This window comes from Epilithonimonas bovis DSM 19482 (assembly GCF_900108115.1).
Classification (GTDB): domain Bacteria; phylum Bacteroidota; class Bacteroidia; order Flavobacteriales; family Weeksellaceae; genus Epilithonimonas; species Epilithonimonas bovis.
The window spans coordinates 1-20940 of record NZ_FTPU01000033.1; the positions used below are offsets into that span (position 1 = coordinate 1).

Here is a 20940-nt window from a genome sequence, read left to right on the forward strand (position 1 = left end):
TTTATTCCGAAACAGAAAACGGCATCAAAACCCAAATTTGGTGTACCCTGATTGCACAGCTACTGTTGCAGGTTCTACGTGTAAAATCAAAGAGCAAAAAGGCATTTTCTACCATTGCGGCACTCATCAGGATTCATTTAATCAGCCATCTGGAAATATTTTGGATGGTACAGAACAGCAGGAGAACTTACACGAAACAGAAAAAACGAAGAAAACCACCTTGGATACAGACAGAATTGTTCTGAAAAACAGAGAGGTGGGTTTTTGTATTCTTATAAAAACATATTGAAAAACAATGTTTTATGAAGGAATATTACTCATTTGTGTGTTTATCCGTTTGATAGTGATTTTTTTATAAAATTTGACTATAGCAAATTTAAAATAAATTTTTAATTGTGCAATTTTTATATAAATTATTATGTATGATTTAAGACTATTAAGAATAAATTTTCAAATATTTACCGTTTTAATCTACTCTTTTGGTTCTGTTTATTTTTAATATTTTCCAACCCACTTACTATTTTGTTTTCCAAACTTTAAAAAAAATAAAGACAATAGACCTATTTAGCTTCGTAACCATCTTTGAATCTCAGGAATTTCTCCGCATCTTTCGGGTTTTTATTAATCCATTTTTGTACAAGTTCGGTGTTGTTTTCTAATTTTTGAATGTCGTCTTTAGGATATAGCAGTTTTCCATCCTTTTCAAATTCGGAAAGGATTTCCTCTCTAAGCTCGCTTTTGGAACGGATACTTTCGGAATACCATTTGAATGCAAGATTTCCACTTATTAGAATTGTCGAAAATGACAGTAAAATTGCACCAAAAATACCCCAAACAAGATTCGATTTTCGTAAAGCTTCAATACTTTGCTGAGATAATTCCGCAATAATTATTTTCGGGATTTGACTTACGGTTTTCTTAAATATTTCATTTTCTTTTTGATAAGTTCTTGATGTTTCATCGATTATATTTATCAAAGCCGATACAGATTGTTCAAGTTCTGAAGATACATTCATATAATCTTCAACTGAAGCTTTAGTTTCTGTGTTAGATTCAATATTTGCTTTACAGGATTCTATAACTTGATTCAAAATCTCCATTCCGTCTTTTTGTGTATTGTCCATAATTTTTAACGTTTAAATTTTTTATTGTTCTCTATTTTCATTTCATTATTTCTCAAATCCTCATTCCGTTTATTTTGTCTAAGAAATTCCGAATCATTTGATGTTTTCAATTGTTCCGAGCGTTTTGTTTTATCTTCAAAGATTTTCTTTATTTCCGATATTTTCAGCTTGCTAGTAATTTCCGAAAGCTTGTATCCTGCTTTATACTGACGTGAGGTTTCATCGTTGATATCTGTTTTAAGAACGATTCTCATTCCCGAAATCCCGACCTTGACATTGCTCGACAATGAAACCAAATAACCCCGATTCGACATTTCCAAAACCAGCTCTTCAAAATTTTTAGAATTTCCGATACTGGCAACCAGATTCTCATACATCTCATTTCTTTTATCAATGCCTGTTTCGATGTCTGTCTTTATACCCAAATCTCTACAGATTTCCCTTACAGCCTTACCGAAATTCTCCCCGATATTGTGGGATTTGACCGTACATTTTCCAAAAGTGTCAATCCGGTTTACCACGAAATGAATATGCTTTTGTTTCGTAGAATTGTGGACATCCAAGCGATATTGGTTGTTTTCCGAAACTCCGACTTTTGCAAGAGCCTGTATCGTGATTTTCGCCAGTTCTGCATCAGAAAGTTGGTCGCCTGTTTCTTTTGGTGGTGAGATATAACCTGTCAAAGCCCATTTTTTGACATTGGAATTTCTTTTTGCTATTGCTTTCATTTCCAAAAATTGTTCTTCAGGACTGCTTCCGAGAAGATTGTTTGTTCCAAGCATCTTCGCCGTTCCTTTGTCAGTTCCGTTGTATTCCAAAGCGATTTTGGAAATCAGTCTTGTTGTTGCCGAATTATTCATAATTCTTCATTCATCAGATTCTCCCGTTCGTGAATCTTTTGATAGAGGTATTGTTTTATCAATGTCAAAACGGTTTCGATTTCCAGCAGGATATTTTTTTTATTTTCAAAAGCAGACCATTCGGAATTTCGCAAAAGGTTGGTGATTCGGATAAAGTTATTGCCATATTCCAAAAGGATTTTATCAGTTTCAAATTCCTTAGCTTTCAACTCCTCTTTTGTTGCTACCATTCGAAGAAGGGTCGAAATTTTCAAACTGTATTTATTAGCTTCGTCCTCCAGAAACTTAAATTCCTTTTCGGTAAATCGCACGGAAACAACTCGTAAAAGATGGTTCGCACTTTTCTTTTTCAGCCCTCCTTTTTTTCCGAGTTCACGGAAGTATTGTTTCCTTTTTTCCGTCTCTTTTTTTTGTTCCTGCTCACGGGAGACTTTCAGGACAAAACTTTTCAAAAAATCATTCTCCATATTTTTGTGTATTTATTATTTATCAACATTCAGTTTGTTTTTCAAGACGTTTTTGACGATAGGAAAAAACCAAAAAGTTCCAATTTTACAATTAGCGTCCACGCTTTTTGTAAACATTGGGTACTTTTTGCACTCACTATCTGCCATATTTTGGACGACGTTCTTCTTTAATTTCATTATTCATCAAAAACGCATTCAAATCTTTGTGATTTTTGTAGAGCAAACGTTCGTCTGTGATATTTTTATGTAGATTGATTAATTGTTCGGTTGCCAAATTTCCAGCTTCATCATTATCAAAATAGAGTTCAACTTTTTGATGGTTTTCAAGTTCAGTTTTAGCTTTGAAAAGTATAGAAACCGAATTTAAAATCAGGTAATCCGAAGGTTCTTTTTCGAGTGATTTTTCCAAAATTTTGAATGATAAATAATCCGTAAATCCTTCAAAAATTCTCAACGTTTCACTTCCGTTTTTAATCGTAGAAATATCCTTTTTTCCGAGACAGATTTTTGAATATTTATTGCGGATTTCGTAACCGCTTGAATTGTTTTTGAAACCAAGTCCGAAATAATTTTTGTCATGAAGCAAATAATAAATTTCCTTTAAATCCGATTTTTGACTTTCCAGATTTCGGGATTTTAAATAACTCAAAAGTGAAGAACGTTCTACATTTTTAATTTCCAAAATCTCATAATTGGTTTTTGACTTTTTATCAGAATTTTGTTTATTTTTCGAATTGTCATTTCTATCAAAACTTGAAAATTCAAATTGTCTCAGATATTCCAATGCTTCAGAAACCGAACACTTTTTAATGGCTTGAACCAAAGAAACATTATCGTATTGTTTGCCAGTTCCAAAATCGAAAGCTGTATTTTTTCCAAAATTGACGATTACACTTGGTGTCCGTTCTTTTCGGTCAAAAGCAAAATAAAATGCTGATTTCAAATTTTCTTTGCTTGGAAAAAGAGAAAAACTATCCAAAATCTCTCTAATATTAATATTTTCGTTTGCGGTTTTACAGTTCATTTTTTTAATATTTTAAAGTTTTGTAAGTTTTTTCAGAATCTTCTTACCTTTCTACCAAAGTCTTTGTTAGAAAGAGTTTTGGTTAATTTTTGTCAGTTACCTTTTTCTACCTATTTACCTTTTCAAAGTTTATAAATTGGTAACTTAGGTAAGAAGAAATTTTAATGTTACCTTATTAGAAAAACCTTTATTAATAATAGTTTTAAAAGATTTTAGGTAAGTTGGTAATTGAGGTAAGTCGATTTGCTACTATTCGTTTTTTGATTCTTCGATTTTTCGTTTGATTACATAACCATAGACTTGTCTTTTGGAATGTTTTATCCGTTCATAATTTAAAACCGTTAATGCTTTTCCGATTTTTATAATGTTTAACCGAACTCCCAAAGCATTATTCATCGCCAACATAATATCAGTTGCAGTGAGGAATTCATTTTTATTTTCAGATTTTTCAAAATGAGTGATAATAATTTCCTGCTCCAAACTGATTTGTTTGTATTTTTCATTCCGTTTCTCGTTTTCCAGAATGTCTTCAGCAGTGAGTTCCGGATTGTAGTTTTTTCTTTCAAAAGCATTGAAATATGCTTGAGCCCAAACTTGATTAATATTGATTTCCTTAGAATAATTGAAATCAATTTCCAACACTTCAAAAATTTGCCAACGCACACTTCCTGTTTCATCGGTTAAAAAATCAGAACGATTAGTGGAACCACAAAAAGAAGCCGTTCTGTGCATTAATGACGATTTTCTGTCGTAAGGTAATCTTGCATTAATAGTATTTTTGGAAATAAAGGATTTCAGCGTATTCACATCAATTTTAGACATCACCGAAAGTTCATCAATGTTGATAATCAAAGATTTACAAAGAGAAATCAATCCATCTTTATCAATTCCAATATCTTCGGTATAATATTTTTCTAATTCGGTTGGAATCAGGAATCTCAAAAAACTTGTCTTTCCAGAATTTTGTTTGGTATTGAACAAAACGAAACATTGTTTGTTGACGTACCCTTTCTTTAGTGAACACAAAACCGCTCTCGTTAACCATTTTTCAAAATGATTTTGAAACGATGCATTATCGGTTGTCGTGATGTAATTTGCTAACTTTTGAATATGATTCTCACCGTTCCATTTTGGTAGATTTTTAAAGTAATTTTCAATCGGATTGTATTTCTCTATCCAATGACTTTTCAGCAAAATCTCCAACTTATTCAAAGTGATATTAATCCCAAATTGAATCAACTCAATAAACAAGGAATTGATATTGAGTTCGTCCCAATCTTCATTTTCGGTACGGATTTCAAATTCTAAAGCAACTTCATTGTACCGGACTTTGTATTTTTGGTTCAGATATTTGATGACCTTATCAAAGACCGTGACTGAACCTGCTTCTGTTTGATACCGTTTTTGAGCTTTTCCCATCTACTTCAGTTTAACAGCCTGATTTTTTTTAATGAATAACCTGAGTTTTATTTTTTCTCACTGTCATTAAATAATTTGAGGGCTTCGTCTGCATTTACGACTATGGTTCTGTTTCGTTGGAAAATTGCCCCATCAATTACACCACTTTTTTTAATTCGATTTGCAGTTGCAATAGAACAATCAAAAAGATTTGCAATTCCACGAATACCATAAACCAATTTTGGATTTGCTTTCGCTGATGATTCAGACTGAATCTTTTCTGTTTTGTTCTGGTTTTCTGTTTTTGTTAGTGTCAAAAATTCCTCCCCCGTCATTTGCCAAATAGGCTTTGATAATAAATTTTGTGTATCCATTGTTTTAAAATTTTCTGATACAAAATTTGGAAGTTTTTGAAATTCAGAAAAATTCAAAATAAAAATCAGCACAATTATTTGTGCTGATTTTCAATAAATTATAATATTTTAAACTATTTTGAGATTCTATAAAATTCTAAGTGTGTCAAAATGTGATTTTTTGAAATGTTTATTGATTTTAATCAATTTTATGAGATTAAAAGGAGTTCATTTTTGCGAGAGAAATAATGTCGTCAATTTCCTTGTCAATTTCGTTTTTATTTTCTTCAGAAGGATTGATTTTCTTTTCAAAATCTTTTATTTCAAAATAATCTACCATATCTTTTTTCCAATTAGTGGCTGATTCAGGTAAAATAAATTCATTTGCAATGCAATTGATTGCATAAGCGATATTTCTGTCTTTTTTTTGCTCTTTTTCCAATGTCATTATTTTACTTTCTAATAGTTGATTAGAAAATTCCACATAGCCGATATGCTTGATTAATTTTAATTCGACAAAAATTTTATGGATAAAATAAACCAATCTTTCTTCTTTCAACAATTTTTCGGAATATTTCTCGAAATGATCAAGTCTTAAAAGTTGATTTTCAATCTCATTAATTTGATTGGTAATTTCAATAGGATTAATGTTTAAAAGATAAGACAAACCACGTTTTTTAGATTCCCATTTTTGATACAAAGAAGAACTAATATTTTGTTCATTGTTGTATTTTTTCTTAACTATTTCGTATTCATCATTTAATTGCTTAATTTCAATTGAATCATTGGCATATTTGTAAGCCCAACTTTCTAATTTGGAATTCAGTTCTCTTTCTTCTGAACTAATTTCACGTAATTGCTTATAGTGAAAATCATATTCGCTTTTTTCTTTCGCAGATTCTTTCTCTATTAGATTTGAAATTTTATTAAATCCTAAAACATCCTTTTTATAATGAATAAGAAATTTCAATCTCTGTATGGAATTTTTGTATTCTTTGTAAATTAAACCAGGTCTTTTGTGTTCAAATAATTCACTAAATTCAATTTCGTTCAAAGATTTTGAATATTCAAATAGATTATCAATCAAAGATTTTGATAGATTATCTCTGTTTAAATTATTTAGTGATTTTTCTAATTTTAGTGTTGTATCAAGGTGTTCAGATATTTTCATATGATGTTAAGTTTTTGCATTTGAACTTCTCTTGTGGAATCTACTACATCAATATAAGGTTTCATCGATTGATAGTCCGAATGTCCTGTCCATTTCATAACGACGTGAATTGGAATTCCTTTTGAAATACAAAGGCAAATAAATGTACGTCTGCCAATATGTGAAGAAAAATATTCAAATTTTGGTTTGGTGTCATCTTTTCTACTATTTCCGATAAAGTAAGTGTGATTTATCGGTTCATCTATTTCGGCTAAACGTCCCAACTCTTTCAAATATTCATTAATTTTTTGATTTGAAATTACTGGCAACGCCATTTCTGTTTCGATTTCTAAATATTTTTCTAATATTTCTTTGGAAATATCATTTAACTCAATTGTGATGGAATCAGACGTTTTCTTGGTAACAATATAAAGTTTATCATTTTTGATGTCTGTCTTTTTTAGTTTTTGAACATCGGAATATCTCAATCCTGTAAAACACGTAAAGAGAAGGACGTCACGTACTCTTTCGAGATATTTTTTGGTTTGAGAGATTTCTAAATTTTTAATTTTAAGAATTTCTTCTTCAGACAAGAAAACCACAACTTTGTCCGCCGTTTTTATTTTTGGTGCAAACTGTTGAAAATATTGATTATCACAATAATTATTTTTCACAGCGAATCTCAAAAACCATTTTAGATTTTTCAAATACTTTTTCGTTGTAACATTGTTTAACTTCAACGTATTAGAAAAATAAGAAAGTAATTTTGGAAGACCTTCGGAATTGAGATTGTCAAAAGTAAGATTTGGGTTGAATGAAAGTAAATGATTTTTTAGTGCGTCAAATTTTTTATACGTATCAATCGTCCAATTATTTACTTTTCCAGAATAATCTGTGAATTTATCAAAGGTATCGAAAAAAGTTTCAATTTCCATTTCCTTTTCATCAGTTTTGATAGCTTTTTTCTCTTTTGTATTGCCTTTATTTTTAACCTGTCCAAAACTAATTTTCAATTCATCTAGATCAGGAATTCTATCTTCAACCTGACATTTAATGAAAAAAGCCTGTAAATCATTCTCAAGATTACTCAGTTTAGTGTTAATCTCTTCAATAGTTTCCCCATTAATATTAGAAATACCTTTCTTAATTTGAGATAATTTCTCGTCCCAATTATTTCTATCAACACGAAAACCTGTAAAAAGATTCACTCTATTTGAATTGAAAGTTACACGGAAGAAAATCGGAACATTATGATTAACTATTACACCGTCTTTTTTTCTTTTCTCCAAAACAATGTTGATTTTTCTTTTTATATTTATCATCTCAATATTAAAATAAATTACAGCCAAAATTACAGCCATTTTTTATGATATCCAAATAGATTTATTGAATATCATAAAATTAATAAAAATAGTAATTCATTGAAAATGTACAATTTATATATTTATTGAGGCTTTAAGCAATGGTAGGTGAAAATCCCTGTGGGTCTACAAACATCCTCTAGTAATAGAGGATGTTTTTTTTACATCCATTTAGTGGGATGGACCTAATACTTCTAATTTGAGGCAATTATTTTGGTCTATTCGCAAGCTTATTTTTTCTGTTTTTATTTTTTGAACAATTATAGCCGTTATTTGGTCTTTAATAAGTTATTCCTCCTTCACTAACTGCTTCATTTTAAGCGTTGCCGAAGCTAATCCCTTTTGTTTATCAAATTAGACTACAGGATATAAGTATTTATTAAGCATTCTCTCAATCCTGCAATCTACATTTCTGAATCATAATTTTGGAAATAAGATAGACGCATTTCCCAGAAATACTTCCGAAATTGTAAGGCTGTTCCACAAACATTTTGGAACTTTGCACCATAATTTAATTGTTATGATAAAACCGGTATTAATTGTATTTGGATGCCTTGCGGCGGGCAATGTTATCGTTGCTGCCACAGGGCTTCCGCTTCCTGCAAGTATTGTTGGGATGATATTGCTGACCATCCTGTTCATTACCAAATTGGTAAAAGTAGAAGAAGTAAAAAGTTTAGGCGATTTTTTTAATTCTCACATGTCATTTTTCTTCGTTCCGGCGGGTGTTTCGGTAATGCTTTACCTGGATATCATCCGCGGACAGTTTTTGCCAATCGTTGTATCGGCTTTGGTGAGCACGATATTAGTGATAGTGGCAACAGGATGGACACACCAGTTGATGCGATCTAAAAATAAAAAGAAATGAAAGAAGCCATATTTAACCCAACATTTTTTATAGCAATCACTGTTGGTGCATTTTACATTGGATTGATTATTCAGAAAAAAACCAAAAGCCTCCTGCTGAATCCTATTTTAATCGCCATGATTCTGCTGATTGTTTTTTTGGAAGTTTTCCATATTGATTATGCAACTTACCACGAGAACAGCAAACTAATTGATTTTATGCTGCAACCGGCTATCGTTTGCCTGGCAATTCCTCTCTATCAACAGCTTAAAAAGATTCAGCAGCAGATCATACCACTTCTTGTGAGTTCTTTAGTTGGTTCTGCGGTTGGTATTATAAGTGTAGTTGCGATTGCTTGGGCGATGGGTGCTCCAAAAGAAATTATCCTTTCATTAGCTCCAAAATCTGTAACCACGCCTATTGCCATGGAGGTTTCAAAAACTATTGGTGGTATCCCGGCACTTACGTCGTGTGTAGTGATTTTTGTTGGAATCTTTGGGGCTATTTATGGTTATATGATTCTTAAAAAATCGAAAGTACAGAGCCCTATAGCGCAAGGCCTTTCTATGGGGATGTCAGCGCATGCTGTGGGAACGTCAAAATCAATGGATATCAGTGCATCGTATGGGGCATTTTCTACTTTGGGATTAATTATTAACGGGATTCTTACCGCTCTGTTAGCACCATACCTGGTTATGCTAATGCAAGCCATTTTAGGTTTCTAAGCAACGTAATTAGAGATTTATTCAGTATAAATACTGCATTTGTCGATGGGCAATGCAGTATTTTTTTTGCCTTAATCTGATGCCTTATTTGTTGTAAATGATGGCACTAACAGCTAATAAAACTTATTTGATGTGGTAACTTTCTTCATATATTCAGAATTAACATTTTAAATTAAGATTAATTAATCGCAACTATGTTGCATTATTGATTTAGTTTGTATACTTTTTCATCCATATTAAAGAACTTATGAAGTCAAAATTTTTGGATGCTGTTGGTTTGTCAGCTGCATTTCTTTGTCTTATCCACTGTCTGGCATTTCCGCTTTTGCTGATGCTTCCCATCGCGATTGTCCATAATCCTTATATCGATCTGGTTTTCTTGGTCATTGGGTTTGCGGTAGTTTTCAAGCTAACCGGAACAATACATTCCTTTTGGTTAAAATCCCTTTTTTGGGTTTCTATTATTTTAATAGCAGTTTCGGTAGCGGCCGAATTGATTTTCGATAAACATATTGATCTCATTTATCTGGGTGCGGCAGGCTTAATTACGGGCCATATTATCAATTTTAAGAATCACAAACATTAATTATGAATTTTAAAAAACTGCCCGTTACGGTTCTGAGCGGGTTTTTAGGGGCAGGCAAGACAACATTGCTTAATCATATTTTACATAACAGACATGGGCTGAAGGTCGCAGTCATCGTCAACGACATGAGCGAGGTGAATGTGGATGCGCGCCTGGTGGAAAATGGCAATACCTTATCCAGGACAGAGGAAAGGCTGGTGGAGATGAGTAACGGATGCATCTGTTGCACGCTGCGGGAAGACCTGATGCTGGAAGTGGAAAAACTGGCTAAAGAAAAGCGTTTTGATTATCTGTTGATTGAGAGTACGGGCATTAGTGAGCCTGTTCCGGTGGCGCAGACATTTTCTTATGCGGATGAGGTAAATGGTATAGATTTGTCCCGCTTCAGTTATATAGATACGATGGTGACGGTTGTAGATTGTTTTAATTTCCTTAAGGATTTTGGTACTAACGAGCTTTTGTTGGATCGTGAACTTACCGATATAGAAGGCGATTACAGGACTATTGTAAATCTATTGACAGATCAGATAGAATTTGCTAATGTTATTGTCCTCAACAAAACAGACCTTGTGGATGAATCGACAGTGGGGTTGTTAACTTCTGCCATTCACAAATTGAATCCTGATGCTAAAATCATCAAGTCGGAGTTTGGAAAGGTTGATCCTTCCGAAATACTCAATACAAAACTATTTGATTTTGAACAGGCACAATTATCAGCTGGGTGGCAAAAAGAATTGGAAACCGAAAATCATACGCCGGAAACCGAAGAATATGGAATCAGTTCTTTTGTATACCGAAATCCAAAACCATTTCATCCACAGCGTTTTTATAACTTTTTGAGTCGGCACTATCCTGATGGCTGCCTGCGTGCCAAAGGGTTGTTCTGGCTGGCGTCAAGGCCTGATGATGCCATCAGTTTTTCTCAGGCAGGCGGCTCACTACGTATAGAAAAAGCCGGTGTATGGTGGGGAAGCATGCCGATGAATAACAGAGAGATGTATCCGTCTTTTGTCGAAAATCAGCAATCAATAGAACAGCGTTGGGATACTGATTGGGCAGACCGAATGAATGAACTCGTTTTTATAGGCCAGGATCTGGATAGAGATCAGATCGTTGGCGATTTAGATAATTGCCTGCTTACAGATCAGGAGAAAGTGTGGTTTGATAAACCAAGCACCTTTCAGGATCCTTTCCCCAAAAATATATAGAGGCCTTATTACAATTTAAAAATCCTTATAAACATTACTGATAATTATGGACAGGAGAAAATTTATAAAAGGTTCCGCGCTTATGACAGGCCTGCTGAGCATTAGTCCAATGGATCTTCTTGCATCCGGACAAACAGAAGAATCCAAAAAAGGTCAGGCTAAAAATATTATTTTTATGATCAGCGACGGGATGAGCAGTGGCACGCTTTCCATGGCTAACTTATATTCCCGAAACATCCTTGGCAGAAACACTTGCTGGATGAATCTTTATCTGGAAAACCGAGTTGCCAGAGCATTGATGGATACGGCGTCCGCCAGCTCTATCGTCACAGATTCCGCGGCGGCAAGCTCAGCATTTGGTGGTGGTGTGCGGGTGAAAAACGGTGTGCTGAATGTCGGTGCTAATGGTGAAAGGCATATGCCTATTTGGCAAAAATTCAAAAATAAAGGCAAAAAGGCAGGTTGCGTGACGACGGTTACTATTACACATGCTACGCCGGCAGGATTTTGCATCAATTCTGAGAAGAGAAATGCCGAACCGGAGATCGCAGAGATGTATGCGGAGATTGGTTTTGATGTAATGATGGGTGGCGGTGATGAGTTTTTTAATCCTGAAAAGCGTACAGATAAGAAAGATCTTTATGCGGTTTATAAACAAAAAGGTTATCAGGTTTTGAAAACCAGAGCAGACCTTTCCAATATTGACAGGAATAAAAAAATCCTTGGTGTTTACAATACCGGAGCACTGCCGTTTGCTGTTGATAGGGCTGGTAGAGAGGAATTGCAGAGCACGCCAAGCCTTGCTGATATGACTTCTGCTATTGACAGGAATAAAAAAATCCTTGGTGTTTACAATACCGGAGCACTGCCGTTTGATGTTGATAGGGCTGGTAGAGAGGAATTGCAGAGCACGCCAAGCCTTGCTGATATGACTTCTGCAGCCATTAATCATTTAAAGGATCATCCCGATGGTTTTGTTTTGCAGGTTGAAGGCGGAAAAGTAGACTGGGCTGCCCATGCTAATGATATTTCTGCGCTTATCCATGATCAGCTTGCTTTTGATGAGGCTGTAAAAACAGCGGTTGATTTTGCCGAAAAAGATGGTAACACTTTGGTAGTTATTACAACGGATCATGGCAATGCCAATCCTGGAACAATATATGGTGCAGAGGCTACTGCCAATTTTGACAGCATTGCACATTACAAGTTTACCAACGAATATATTCTTAATAGTATCCACGCAAATCATAACCTGCAACAGATTAAAGATTGGATTTTTGAAACCAACAGGTTTCGCCTGACAGATGAAGAAGCCAAACATTTGCTGGGGTTTTATCAGGGTCTGGAAAAAGAAGATGGCCTTTACAACTATAAAAAACTACCATTTAAATTATATTCGGATATCCAGAAGAAACATAATTCCGTTGGCTGGATCAGTATGGATCATTCCGGTGATTACGTTGAGCTGACAATGTATGGGCCGGGAAGCAACCTTTTGAAACCTTTTGTTAAAAATACAGACCTTCACAATCTGATGTTGCTTGCTACAGGATTAGCATAAAGTAAAACCTGCAAAAAGATTTTGCAGGTTCTGATAAAAACTAAATATTACTACTAATAATTGATTTATGTTAAATCAAGTTCGGCGATGTTGCCGAGTTTGGTGATTGTCTTTAATGTTTCAAGTTCTTTGTCGCTAAGTAACCCCGTCCTGAAATAGAAATTTTTCATTCCTTTTTTAGAATTGATGCTAACGATCAAAAAGTTATTAATCAAGCCCTTTTCAATCTTTAGAAAGAGTATTTTTTGCAAAGGGACTTCTATAATTTGTTTGAGTTCTCCTGATAACGGATGGCCATACTTAATTGAGAAAATATGCTCTGTAGTTTCCAGTTCAAAACTTCTCAGCAGGCTGATTCTCCAGATGATAAATAATGCAGTCAGGGCAAATACAGTGTATAACAGAGATTGATTGACGGCAATAACAATTGACCCAAATTTTAGAAATACAATATCAATCAAAAGAAGAATAAGATAACCGCATAGAAGTAATCTGATTTGTGTTTGATTGCTGACCTTCATCCTGTTCGACTCATTTTTGTTAACGCATTATCAGAATCTCTTACAGAGCATAAAAGCTCTGTAAAAAATGTCCGATTTCATTATGTGTGTTTTCAGAATCTGGTTCCCGAATGTGGTTATCTTGTTTTCCACTGTCGTTCACCTTTATGAGGACAAAGATATCGTAAGAGGGTATGGTATTCCAAAGAAACAGGCTAGATGTATTTCTCTGTGGTTGTAGATTTTTTTCTACAAAATTGTTAAAGTAAGTAATTGCAATAAATTTGCAGGATTTAAAGCGCAGATCTTAAATCTAATATCTAACATCCTAATTCCTGATTAAGATATTAGCTGTTATAATTTTTGATAAGGTCTGCCAGTGCCATCACATTATCGACATTCAGTTTCTCAAAAATTCTTTTTTTAACTGTGCTTACTGTATTCTGTTTGAGGCTTAGCCGATTGGCAATTTCCAGATTCCCCAGGCCTTTAGCATATAATTCAGCAATTTCCAGCTCGCGGTCTGTCAGTGTTTTTAGCGGATTGATTAACGAAGGATTTTGGACCGATGTCATCAGTAATGCCTTCGTCATGCGGGACAGATATTTGCCTGATTGCATCATCTGTATGATCGCCTGTTTGGTTTCTTCTTCCTCTGCCATTTTGCTGAGGAAACCGTCTGCGCCGGCATTGATAAATTTAAGTGACTGGGTATTTTCATCAATTCCGGTGAATATCAGGATCCGGATTTCCGGCTTCATCTTTTTGATTTCCTGGATAATGCTAAGGCTGTTCCCGTCTGGGAAATGCGCATCTATAACCGCAATATCTACCGGTTTTGTTTGGATATTTTCCATGACCTGTGACAGATTGGATGCCTGGTAAATTTCGCCCTCGATGCCAATTTCTTCAAGTAATATAAGCAGCGCCTGACGTATTAGGCTGTGATCGTCTGCCAACAAAAAATTGGTGCTGATATCTATATTCATATGTAGATATTTATATTTTTAATAGTCTTATGGAGTCGTCTTTAATCTTCATCGGTGTTGGCCTGCAAAGTTGTTAATGCTGATTTCATAAGTTAATACTTAATTTGAGAGAAAACCTCACGGTTGTGCCTTTTCCCAGGTCGCTTTCTACTGTAATTTCCCCTCCAAAAAGTTCTACAATTTCTTTACAGAGGCTCAGTCCCAGTCCTGCACCCAGATTTTCTACATCTTCTGATAAAACGCCCTGGTAATAAGGGTCGAATATGTTTTCCAGGTCAGATTTTGATATTCCGGCACCTGTATCTCTTATTTCGGTAGTCAGAGTTATGGTTTTTTCGTCAACAACTTCGGACTTTGATATCACGCTGATTTCTCCGTTTTCCGTAAACTTGTTGGCATTGCCCAGAATGTTCATAAAAATCTGGTGAATCTTGGTTCGGTCTGAGAAAATTTCCAGCTTGGGATTAATATTAATATCCGTCAGGAACTGATTATTTCTTGTTTCTATGAACGGTTTTACTGAGGCCAGGATCGCTGTGATCTCGTTTCTTAGGTTGAATGCAGTAGGCACAATCTTATTAGCCTTATTTTGATTTTTGGTATACTCCAATATCTGATTGGCCTGTATAAGGAGAGAATCATTGGTGAAACTGATAGATTTCAGGTATTGCTTCACGGTCTCATCCTCTGTTCTTTTGTTGATTCTGTTGATGAAAATACCAATAATTTTGAGGGGCGATCTCAGCTCGTGGCTCAACATTCCCAAAATTCGATTTTTAAAGTTCAGGTTTTCCCGGATCTGCAGATTGGCAGAACTCAATTTTTTCTCGTATACAAAGGCAATCCGGGTAAGATACATGATGAGTACAGAAACAATAAACATGAGGATCATGGCTCCTAAGATTAGGTTGTGCCGGATGTTGTTGGATGCCGAATTTTGCTTTTCCAACTCATTTTCCAGTTCTGCTTTAGCATCTTTTACGGCATGCTCATAGATCATCATCAGATCATTGCTGTAAATCAGTAAGTTGTTGAATATCTTGTAAAACCTGCTGCTTCCGTCTCTGTTTTTTGTGATATTCAGCTGTATTTTTTTAAACTCGTGGGTGTAATGATTGTTCACCGATTTCATAAGACTGTCCATCTCACTTTTTATTTTGGTAACATCATTGGTAGCTCCTCCGTTTTTAACCGTGATAACGGTGCTTTCTTTTCTTACATTTTCCTTTCCCACAATGGCGTCGCCTAATCTTCCGAAAAGGCCTTTCTTCTTAACGGTGTCTGAGTAGGTCTGCGTCTGGATATCAAATTTGTCAAAATTATAATCAAAATCAGCTTTTTTTAACTGAGGGATGTCTTCCCGAATTTTAAAACCAGACTTTGTAGAAAACTGATAGGTAGAGTCTGCCAGCTGTTTAAGTTTTCTGAATTCTGATGTGTCAGCCGTTTTACGGATCAGTATTTTGGTCAAATTTGGATTTTTGAAACGGTTGATACTCTCAAAATTTTTGGTAAGACGGTTCACGGATTCAAAGTATGCTTCCAGAAATTTTTTATCATTGGTGATCAGGTATTTTTGGAAAAAATCCTGAGATTGTAAAAGTTGTTTTCTGGAGTTGTCTGTTATTTTTTCAACTGTATTGATCTGATCCAGTTGGTTTTGTATAAATTTTGAATTTTTACGGCTGACGAATTCATTATAAAAGAAACCGGCTATCAGCAGCTGAATCAGCAGTATACAGAGCAGAAGAGAGTAGTGTATAAACTTCCGCAACCGGAAGCTTGCAGGTTCATCATTTTAATTTTTCTTTTCATCGTTTGTTGTGTGTTTTTCTGCATCTGCAGTTGAGTAAAGATAATAAAAAACCTGCAAATTGTATTTGCAGGATCTATTTTTTCAGCTAGTTTTATTGGATTATAATGTCTTGAACTGTTCCAGCATTCTGATATCGTTTTCAAAAAACATTCTGATATCGCTCATTTGGTAAAGCAACATTACAATTCTTTCGATCCCCATTCCAAAGGCATATCCCGAGAATTTGTCAGGATCTATATTGACATTTTTGAGAACGGCAGGATCTACCATCCCACAGCCCATAATCTCCAGCCATCCGGTTCCTTTTGTAATCCTGTAATCGGTTTCTGAATTAAGGCCCCAATAGACATCAACCTCTGCACTTGGTTCTGTAAATGGGAAGTAAGAAGGCCTCATTCTTATCTTTGATTTGCCAAAAAGTTCTGTTGTGAAAAACTGAATGGTTTGCTTAAGATCTGCAAAACTTACGTTCTCATCAATATATAAGCCTTCGATCTGGTGGAAAATACAGTGCGAGCGAGACGACACCGCTTCGTTTCGGAAAACCCTTCCCGGCGCCAGGATCCTCATTGGCGGCTCGTTATTTTCCATATAGCGGATTTGTACAGATGAGGTGTGGGTTCTCAGCAACACATCAGGATTTTGCTCTATAAAGAATGTATCCTGCATATCTCTCGCCGGATGATATTCCGGAAGGTTGAGTGCTGTAAAATTATGCCAGTCATCTTCTATCTCGGGTCCGTCTGCTACAGCAAAACCAATCGATTTAAAAATGTCAATAATTTTATTTTTAACAAGATTGATAGGATGACGGGAGCCCAGTTCCAAAGGGAAGGCAGGTCTTGTAAGGTCTTCTTTCTCAACAATAATCTGGCTTTGCGATGATGGTTTCAGCTCTTCCAGCTTAGCATTGACTGCCTGCTTCAGGCTGTTTATTTTTTGGCCAAAATCACGTTTCTGCTCATTAGGAACTTCTTTGAATCTTTCAAAAAAATCATTCAAAACACCTTTTTTTCCGTTGAATCTGATACGGAACTGTTCTATCTCATCTTTTGCAGAAGACCGAAAATTTTGTACTTCTACCAGCAATTCATCAATTTTCTCTAGCATTATCTTGTATAAAAATCGTAGAGTGCAAAAATACGACTTTTAAAATAAAAATTCTACAAAAAAATCTGCCTTGTAGCAGGCAGATTGTGAATTAAATCTTGTCGGGCGATTGGTTTTACTTCTTTTCGATCGCTTTTATGCTCATCTGGACGTTGATTTCATTTTTTATCAGGCCTTCTGCAGCGGGCATCTGGAACTTAATGCCAAACTCATCCCGGTTGATGTCCTTCGGTTCTGTAGCAATACTCAGCTCGCCGTTAGCAACTTTTACATTGGCGTTGAAGCTGGCTGGTTTTGTAATGCCCTTCAGTGTGAGATTACCATCCAGAATGGTGTTATAATCGCCTCCTGCAGGAGCTTCCGATATTTTTGTAATCTCAAAACTTGCCGTTGGAAATTTGTTGACATCAAAGAAATCGGCACTTTTCAGATGGCCAACCAGTTTGCTGTTGCTTTCGCTGTCCTTAAGATCTGTGTTAGAAATGGACGTCATGTCTACTACAAACTGCCCGCTTTCCAGCTTGTTATTCTTTACAGTTACTTCGCCACTTTCGAATTTTAAAGTCCCTATATGACTGGTGTTGTCGGATTTCACGACCTTAAATCCTTTCCATTCTGCTTTGCTGTTAAGCGTGTCTATAGTGTAGATTTGGCCATCATTAGTGGTTAATACCTCATTGCTTTCGCTGGTTACAGGTTTGTCCTTACCGCAAGAGATGATCATGGCAGTGGCAGATATCAATAACAGTGCAGACAGGATTGTTCTCTTTTTCATACTTTGATTTTTATTTTTAATGGTTATATGCGATCGCCCGATATTGACAGGTGTTTAGGTTTTCAAATCAAGGCAACTTTATATCTTCTTATTTTCCTATTGGCAGTCGATTCGTTAAACGATTTTGAATCAAAAAGTTTTATTTTTTAGTAAGTTTTACGTTCTTTGCTAAAATAAATAAAATTCCTACACTTCCAAATATTAATTTGTGTAAAAATGCTTTTAGAAGTCAAAAATCTTTATTTCAATTATCAGACCAACAAACCGCTGTTTCAGAACCTCAATCTGAATGTGGAAAAAGGGCAGATCATCGCCGTGGCGGGAGAAAGTGGTTGTGGTAAATCTACGCTGCTGAGTCTTATATATGGACTGATGGACTGGCAAAGCGGTGAGATTATGTTTGATGGACGTCTTTTGCGCGGGCCAAAGTCTAATCTGGTTCCGGGCGAGGCTGACATGAAGTTTGTGGCCCAAAACTATGATCTGATGCCTTATGGCACCGTTGCCGATAACGTTGGGAAATTTATTTCTAATATCAATCTTGGCTCAAAGAAAGAAAAAGTGCAGAAATTGCTTGATATTGTCGGGCTTACAGATTACGCAGATGTCCTGCCTATAAACCTGAGCGGCGGCCAACAACAGAGAGTTGCCATTGCCAGGGCTTTGGCCGTTCTTCCAAAAATGATTTTGTTGGATGAGCCTTTCAGTAACCTTGATTTTTCCAGGAAATTTGAACTTCGGGATAAACTGTTTAGTTATGTGAAGGACAATAATCTCAGCTTGTTGATCTCTACCCACGACCTTGAGGAGGTTTTGCCATGGGCGGACAAGGTTATAGTTCTTCAGCAAGGCCGGCTTATACAAGCTGATTCTGCAAAAGAAACGTACGAAAACCCTTATAATGATTATGTAGCCAAGCTGCTTGGTGAAGTTAATCTGTTTACAGAAGAGGAGAAGCGGGAATTAGGCCTTTATAAGAAACACTATTTTCCGCATCAGATCAGTATCACTACAAATGGAGTAGAAGCAGAAGTTTCGGAAAGCCGTTTTGCCGGCTCGCATTACAGGAATAAGCTTCAGATGAAAGGCAAGCCGATTATTGTTTATACCGATCATCCTTTAGCAGGAACCGTATTTGTACAATTTTGATGCTGTTTAAAAAACAGATTGTGGATAAAATATGGATAACTTATACATTTACAGTTTGTTGAAACTTATTTTTTTATTATAAATTTGTTTTAATAAAAATTTAAAGGAATTTTTTGGTTAATTCTCTTTCTGCCTTAGAGACTGAAAATTAGTTCCGATTCTGTGAACAATCGAAGTCTTTGGAAGATTACCCTGCCAAATCTTTCCTTTTTTTTGTTTAATTCTTACAGGTTTCGGCCTGGCTCAGTCTGGCAGTCGGTATCAGACAGGCAAGGCTGAGCAGAGCAGAAGTGTTTGGCAAGTCAAATTTTATTAAGCTTTCTTTACAAATTCTGATTTCAGCGCCATAGATCCAAAACCATCAATTTTACAATCTATATTATGATCACTGTCTGGTCTCAGCCGGATATTTTTTACTTTAGTTCCTGCTTTTACGGGCTTGGGAGCACCTTTTACAGGCAGGTCTTTGATAACAACTACAGAGTCCCCGTTTTGGAGTTCATTACCATTAGAATCAAAAATCTTGTCTGCGTTAGCGGCTTCTGCAGGATCCCATTCGTTGAAGCATTGGGAACAGACCATCATTCCGTCCTGTTCATAAGTGTATTCGGATTGGCATTTTGGGCAAAGGATAACGTCGCTCATAGTTTATTTAGATATTAAATTATAAGATTAAATTTTCGCTGCAAATATAACTTAATTGTCTGTCGGCTTCAACTAACATTTATCAGGATACCTAAAGTCATCGCCCTGGTGTTCTGATTATCTAAAATCTTGTTTATATTTGTGCGTAAGTAAAATAAATCTACACTTTCTAAAATGAAAAAGACCGCTTTATACGATAAACACGTTGCTTTGGGCGCAAAGATTGTTCCGTTTGCAGGATTTGAGATGCCTGTACAATATTCAGGTGTAACAGAAGAGCATTTTGCAGTTCGGGAAAAAGCCGGGATCTTTGATGTGTCCCATATGGGGCAGTTTTTTATTGAAGGTCCTGCCGCAAAAGACTTACTACAGTTCGTCACCTCCAACAATGTAGATGCATTGCAAAACGGGAAAGCGCAATACTCATGCCTACCCAATGAGAATGGCGGCATTGTGGATGACCTGATTGTTTACAAGATGGATGACGAGAAATACTTTGTTGTCGTCAATGCATCCAATATCGATAAAGACTGGGCTCATATCTCAAAATACAATGACAAGTTCGGCGCGAAAATGACCAACGCTTCTGATGAAATGTCTCTGATTGCCATCCAGGGCCCGAGAGCTACAGAAATCCTTCAGAAGCTTACAGATACAGATTTATCATCTATCCCGTATTATCATTTTACAGTAGGTTCTGTAGATGGTGTTTCGGATGTCATTATTTCTAATACCGGCTACACAGGAAGCGGCGGTTTCGAGATCTATTTTGATAACAAAAATGCAGGACAGCTTTGGGATGCGCTTGTCGCAGCCGGGGAAGAATTTGGGATGATCCCTTGCGGATTGGCTGCCAGAGACACTCTTAGGCTGGAAAAGGGCTTCTGCCTTTATGGCAATGATATCGATGATACCACGTCGCCTTTGGAGGCCGGCCTGGGTTGGATTACAAAGTTTGATAAGGACTTTGTGAACAAAGCATCTCTTGAAAATCAAAAAACCGAAGGCGTAACTAAAAAACTGGTTGGTTTTGAGATGCAGGAGAAAGCTATCCCGAGACACGGTTACGAAGTGGTGGATGCCGAAGGCAATATTATCGGTAAAGTCACCTCTGGAACCATGTCACCCATGAAGAAAGTAGGATTGGGGCTGGCTTATGTTGATGAGCCTTACTTCAAACTGGGTTCCGAAATTTTCATCAGGATCAGAAACAAAAATATTCCTGCGAAAGTGGTAAAGCTACCTTTTGTATAGGATAAACCAAAATATTATAATGCCCCGGAATAATTTTC

At 35.8% G+C, this 20940-nt stretch carries 22 protein-coding genes and 1 pseudogene; 9 read left to right on the forward strand and 14 right to left on the reverse strand.

Features of this window, described 5'->3' with window-relative positions:
* Nucleotides 1-245: pseudogene (locus B0B05_RS12470) on the forward strand (hypothetical protein); the annotation flags it as partial.
* 315 nt (nucleotides 246-560) lie between these two features.
* Here B0B05_RS12470 and B0B05_RS12475 read toward each other — a convergent pair.
* From B0B05_RS12475 to B0B05_RS12510, 8 genes are all read right to left on the reverse strand, one after another.
* Nucleotides 561-1124 carry a hypothetical protein gene (locus tag B0B05_RS12475; RefSeq protein WP_028123567.1) on the reverse strand — a complete coding sequence of 188 codons (564 nt, stop codon included), beginning with the start codon at nucleotides 1122-1124 and terminating at the stop codon, nucleotides 561-563.
* A 5-nt stretch (nucleotides 1125-1129) separates the two neighbouring features.
* On the reverse strand, nucleotides 1130-1984 hold the full coding sequence (locus B0B05_RS12480) for a relaxase/mobilization nuclease domain-containing protein (RefSeq protein ID WP_051259716.1): 855 nt from the start codon (nucleotides 1982-1984) through the stop codon (nucleotides 1130-1132).
* Nucleotides 1981-2451, reverse strand: a complete 471-nt coding sequence (locus B0B05_RS12485; RefSeq protein WP_028123568.1) for a hypothetical protein — start codon at nucleotides 2449-2451, stop codon at nucleotides 1981-1983. Before B0B05_RS12485 ends, B0B05_RS12480 begins: the two co-directional genes overlap by 4 nt.
* A 136-nt stretch (nucleotides 2452-2587) precedes the next feature.
* Entirely contained in the window at nucleotides 2588-3475 is an 888-nt protein-coding gene (locus B0B05_RS12490; protein WP_028123569.1) for a toprim domain-containing protein, read from the reverse strand.
* Between the two features lie 249 nt (nucleotides 3476-3724).
* Nucleotides 3725-4894 (reverse strand): VapE domain-containing protein, encoded by a 1170-nt coding sequence (locus B0B05_RS12495; RefSeq protein WP_028123570.1) that lies wholly within the window; start codon nucleotides 4892-4894, stop codon nucleotides 3725-3727.
* Between the two features lie 47 nt (nucleotides 4895-4941).
* Nucleotides 4942-5247, reverse strand: a complete 306-nt coding sequence (locus B0B05_RS12500) for a DUF3853 family protein (protein ID WP_028123571.1) — start codon at nucleotides 5245-5247, stop codon at nucleotides 4942-4944.
* 196 nt (nucleotides 5248-5443) lie between these two features.
* Nucleotides 5444-6397 carry a hypothetical protein gene (locus B0B05_RS12505; protein ID WP_076783970.1) on the reverse strand — a complete coding sequence of 318 codons (954 nt, stop codon included), beginning with the start codon at nucleotides 6395-6397 and terminating at the stop codon, nucleotides 5444-5446.
* Complete coding sequence (locus tag B0B05_RS12510; RefSeq protein WP_051259717.1) at nucleotides 6394-7737, reverse strand: site-specific integrase; 1344 nt, start codon at nucleotides 7735-7737, stop codon at nucleotides 6394-6396. The genes B0B05_RS12505 and B0B05_RS12510 overlap by 4 nt, the downstream gene beginning before the upstream one ends.
* A 520-nt stretch (nucleotides 7738-8257) precedes the next feature.
* On the opposite strand from B0B05_RS12510, the gene B0B05_RS12515 reads away from it, so the two are divergent.
* The 5 genes from B0B05_RS12515 to B0B05_RS12535 all read left to right on the forward strand — a co-directional run bounded on the left by B0B05_RS12515 (nucleotide 8258) and on the right by B0B05_RS12535 (nucleotide 12664).
* On the forward strand, nucleotides 8258-8605 hold the full coding sequence (locus B0B05_RS12515) for a CidA/LrgA family protein (protein WP_076783971.1): 348 nt from the start codon (nucleotides 8258-8260) through the stop codon (nucleotides 8603-8605).
* Complete coding sequence (locus B0B05_RS12520) at nucleotides 8602-9309, forward strand: LrgB family protein (RefSeq protein ID WP_076783972.1); 708 nt, start codon at nucleotides 8602-8604, stop codon at nucleotides 9307-9309. Before B0B05_RS12515 ends, B0B05_RS12520 begins: the two co-directional genes overlap by 4 nt.
* Nucleotides 9310-9556: 247 nt before the next feature.
* Nucleotides 9557-9895 (forward strand): MerC domain-containing protein, encoded by a 339-nt coding sequence (locus B0B05_RS12525; RefSeq protein ID WP_076783973.1) that lies wholly within the window; start codon nucleotides 9557-9559, stop codon nucleotides 9893-9895.
* Between the two features lie 2 nt (nucleotides 9896-9897).
* Nucleotides 9898-11103 carry a GTP-binding protein gene (locus B0B05_RS12530; RefSeq protein WP_076783974.1) on the forward strand — a complete coding sequence of 402 codons (1206 nt, stop codon included), beginning with the start codon at nucleotides 9898-9900 and terminating at the stop codon, nucleotides 11101-11103.
* Nucleotides 11104-11149: 46 nt separating this feature from the next.
* Nucleotides 11150-12664: an alkaline phosphatase gene (locus tag B0B05_RS12535; RefSeq protein WP_076783975.1), complete on the forward strand. Its 1515-nt coding sequence runs from the start codon at nucleotides 11150-11152 to the stop codon at nucleotides 12662-12664.
* A gap of 65 nt (nucleotides 12665-12729) precedes the next feature.
* On the opposite strand, the gene B0B05_RS12540 is transcribed toward B0B05_RS12535, so the two are convergent.
* The gene (locus B0B05_RS12540) at nucleotides 12730-13185 is read right to left on the reverse strand and encodes a hypothetical protein (RefSeq protein ID WP_076783976.1); all 456 of its coding nucleotides are present in this window, start codon (nucleotides 13183-13185) and stop codon (nucleotides 12730-12732) included.
* Between the two features lie 67 nt (nucleotides 13186-13252).
* Between B0B05_RS12540 and B0B05_RS16650 the strand changes: the two genes are divergently transcribed.
* Entirely contained in the window at nucleotides 13253-13405 is a 153-nt protein-coding gene (locus B0B05_RS16650) for a hypothetical protein (RefSeq protein ID WP_159435878.1), read from the forward strand.
* Nucleotides 13406-13511: 106 nt separating this feature from the next.
* On the opposite strand, the gene B0B05_RS12545 is transcribed toward B0B05_RS16650, so the two are convergent.
* The 4 genes from B0B05_RS12545 to B0B05_RS12560 all read right to left on the reverse strand — a co-directional run bounded on the left by B0B05_RS12545 (nucleotide 13512) and on the right by B0B05_RS12560 (nucleotide 17854).
* Entirely contained in the window at nucleotides 13512-14153 is a 642-nt protein-coding gene (locus B0B05_RS12545) for a response regulator (RefSeq protein ID WP_076783977.1), read from the reverse strand.
* Nucleotides 14154-14238: 85 nt separating this feature from the next.
* Nucleotides 14239-15927 (reverse strand): sensor histidine kinase, encoded by a 1689-nt coding sequence (locus tag B0B05_RS12550; protein WP_076783978.1) that lies wholly within the window; start codon nucleotides 15925-15927, stop codon nucleotides 14239-14241.
* Between the two features lie 141 nt (nucleotides 15928-16068).
* Entirely contained in the window at nucleotides 16069-17079 is a 1011-nt protein-coding gene (gene pheS / locus B0B05_RS12555) for a phenylalanine--tRNA ligase subunit alpha (RefSeq protein ID WP_076783979.1), read from the reverse strand.
* Between the two features lie 115 nt (nucleotides 17080-17194).
* Complete coding sequence (locus tag B0B05_RS12560; RefSeq protein WP_076783980.1) at nucleotides 17195-17854, reverse strand: YceI family protein; 660 nt, start codon at nucleotides 17852-17854, stop codon at nucleotides 17195-17197.
* A 216-nt stretch (nucleotides 17855-18070) separates the two neighbouring features.
* Here B0B05_RS12560 and B0B05_RS12565 point away from each other — a divergent pair, with 216 nt between their 5' ends.
* Nucleotides 18071-19003: a sulfate/molybdate ABC transporter ATP-binding protein gene (locus B0B05_RS12565; RefSeq protein ID WP_076783981.1), complete on the forward strand. Its 933-nt coding sequence runs from the start codon at nucleotides 18071-18073 to the stop codon at nucleotides 19001-19003.
* A 312-nt stretch (nucleotides 19004-19315) separates the two neighbouring features.
* On the opposite strand, the gene B0B05_RS12570 is transcribed toward B0B05_RS12565, so the two are convergent.
* A complete protein-coding gene (locus B0B05_RS12570) occupies nucleotides 19316-19648 on the reverse strand; it encodes a zinc ribbon domain-containing protein YjdM (protein WP_076783982.1) in 333 nt (110 codons plus the stop codon).
* Nucleotides 19649-19822: 174 nt separating this feature from the next.
* Between B0B05_RS12570 and gcvT the strand changes: the two genes are divergently transcribed.
* The gene (gcvT, locus tag B0B05_RS12575; RefSeq protein WP_076783983.1) at nucleotides 19823-20902 is read left to right on the forward strand and encodes a glycine cleavage system aminomethyltransferase GcvT; all 1080 of its coding nucleotides are present in this window, start codon (nucleotides 19823-19825) and stop codon (nucleotides 20900-20902) included.
* Nucleotides 20903-20940: the final 38 nt, after the last annotated feature.

What these genes read in the sequence shown, in the direction of transcription:
- B0B05_RS12560 (WP_076783980.1), bottom strand. Translation starts at nt 17,854, where the DNA reads ATGAAAAAGAGAACAATCCTGTCTGCACTGTTATTGATATCTGCCACT.
- B0B05_RS16650 (WP_159435878.1), top strand. Translation starts at nt 13,253, where the DNA reads ATGTCCGATTTCATTATGTGTGTTTTCAGAATCTGGTTCCCGAATGTG.
- B0B05_RS12545 (WP_076783977.1), bottom strand. Translation starts at nt 14,153, where the DNA reads ATGAATATAGATATCAGCACCAATTTTTTGTTGGCAGACGATCACAGC.
- B0B05_RS12540 (WP_076783976.1), bottom strand. Translation starts at nt 13,185, where the DNA reads ATGAAGGTCAGCAATCAAACACAAATCAGATTACTTCTATGCGGTTAT.
- B0B05_RS12570 (WP_076783982.1), bottom strand. Translation starts at nt 19,648, where the DNA reads ATGAGCGACGTTATCCTTTGCCCAAAATGCCAATCCGAATACACTTAT.
- B0B05_RS12510 (WP_051259717.1), bottom strand. Translation starts at nt 7,737, where the DNA reads ATGGCTGTAATTTTGGCTGTAATTTATTTTAATATTGAGATGATAAAT.
- B0B05_RS12535 (WP_076783975.1), top strand. Translation starts at nt 11,150, where the DNA reads ATGGACAGGAGAAAATTTATAAAAGGTTCCGCGCTTATGACAGGCCTG.
- B0B05_RS12530 (WP_076783974.1), top strand. Translation starts at nt 9,898, where the DNA reads ATGAATTTTAAAAAACTGCCCGTTACGGTTCTGAGCGGGTTTTTAGGG.
- B0B05_RS12565 (WP_076783981.1), top strand. Translation starts at nt 18,071, where the DNA reads ATGCTTTTAGAAGTCAAAAATCTTTATTTCAATTATCAGACCAACAAA.
- B0B05_RS12495 (WP_028123570.1), bottom strand. Translation starts at nt 4,894, where the DNA reads ATGGGAAAAGCTCAAAAACGGTATCAAACAGAAGCAGGTTCAGTCACG.
- B0B05_RS12515 (WP_076783971.1), top strand. Translation starts at nt 8,258, where the DNA reads ATGATAAAACCGGTATTAATTGTATTTGGATGCCTTGCGGCGGGCAAT.
- B0B05_RS12525 (WP_076783973.1), top strand. Translation starts at nt 9,557, where the DNA reads ATGAAGTCAAAATTTTTGGATGCTGTTGGTTTGTCAGCTGCATTTCTT.
- B0B05_RS12475 (WP_028123567.1), bottom strand. Translation starts at nt 1,124, where the DNA reads ATGGACAATACACAAAAAGACGGAATGGAGATTTTGAATCAAGTTATA.
- B0B05_RS12505 (WP_076783970.1), bottom strand. Translation starts at nt 6,397, where the DNA reads ATGAAAATATCTGAACACCTTGATACAACACTAAAATTAGAAAAATCA.
- B0B05_RS12520 (WP_076783972.1), top strand. Translation starts at nt 8,602, where the DNA reads ATGAAAGAAGCCATATTTAACCCAACATTTTTTATAGCAATCACTGTT.
- B0B05_RS12485 (WP_028123568.1), bottom strand. Translation starts at nt 2,451, where the DNA reads ATGGAGAATGATTTTTTGAAAAGTTTTGTCCTGAAAGTCTCCCGTGAG.
- pheS (WP_076783979.1), bottom strand. Translation starts at nt 17,079, where the DNA reads ATGCTAGAGAAAATTGATGAATTGCTGGTAGAAGTACAAAATTTTCGG.
- B0B05_RS12500 (WP_028123571.1), bottom strand. Translation starts at nt 5,247, where the DNA reads ATGGATACACAAAATTTATTATCAAAGCCTATTTGGCAAATGACGGGG.
- B0B05_RS12480 (WP_051259716.1), bottom strand. Translation starts at nt 1,984, where the DNA reads ATGAATAATTCGGCAACAACAAGACTGATTTCCAAAATCGCTTTGGAA.
- B0B05_RS12490 (WP_028123569.1), bottom strand. Translation starts at nt 3,475, where the DNA reads ATGAACTGTAAAACCGCAAACGAAAATATTAATATTAGAGAGATTTTG.
- gcvT (WP_076783983.1), top strand. Translation starts at nt 19,823, where the DNA reads ATGAAAAAGACCGCTTTATACGATAAACACGTTGCTTTGGGCGCAAAG.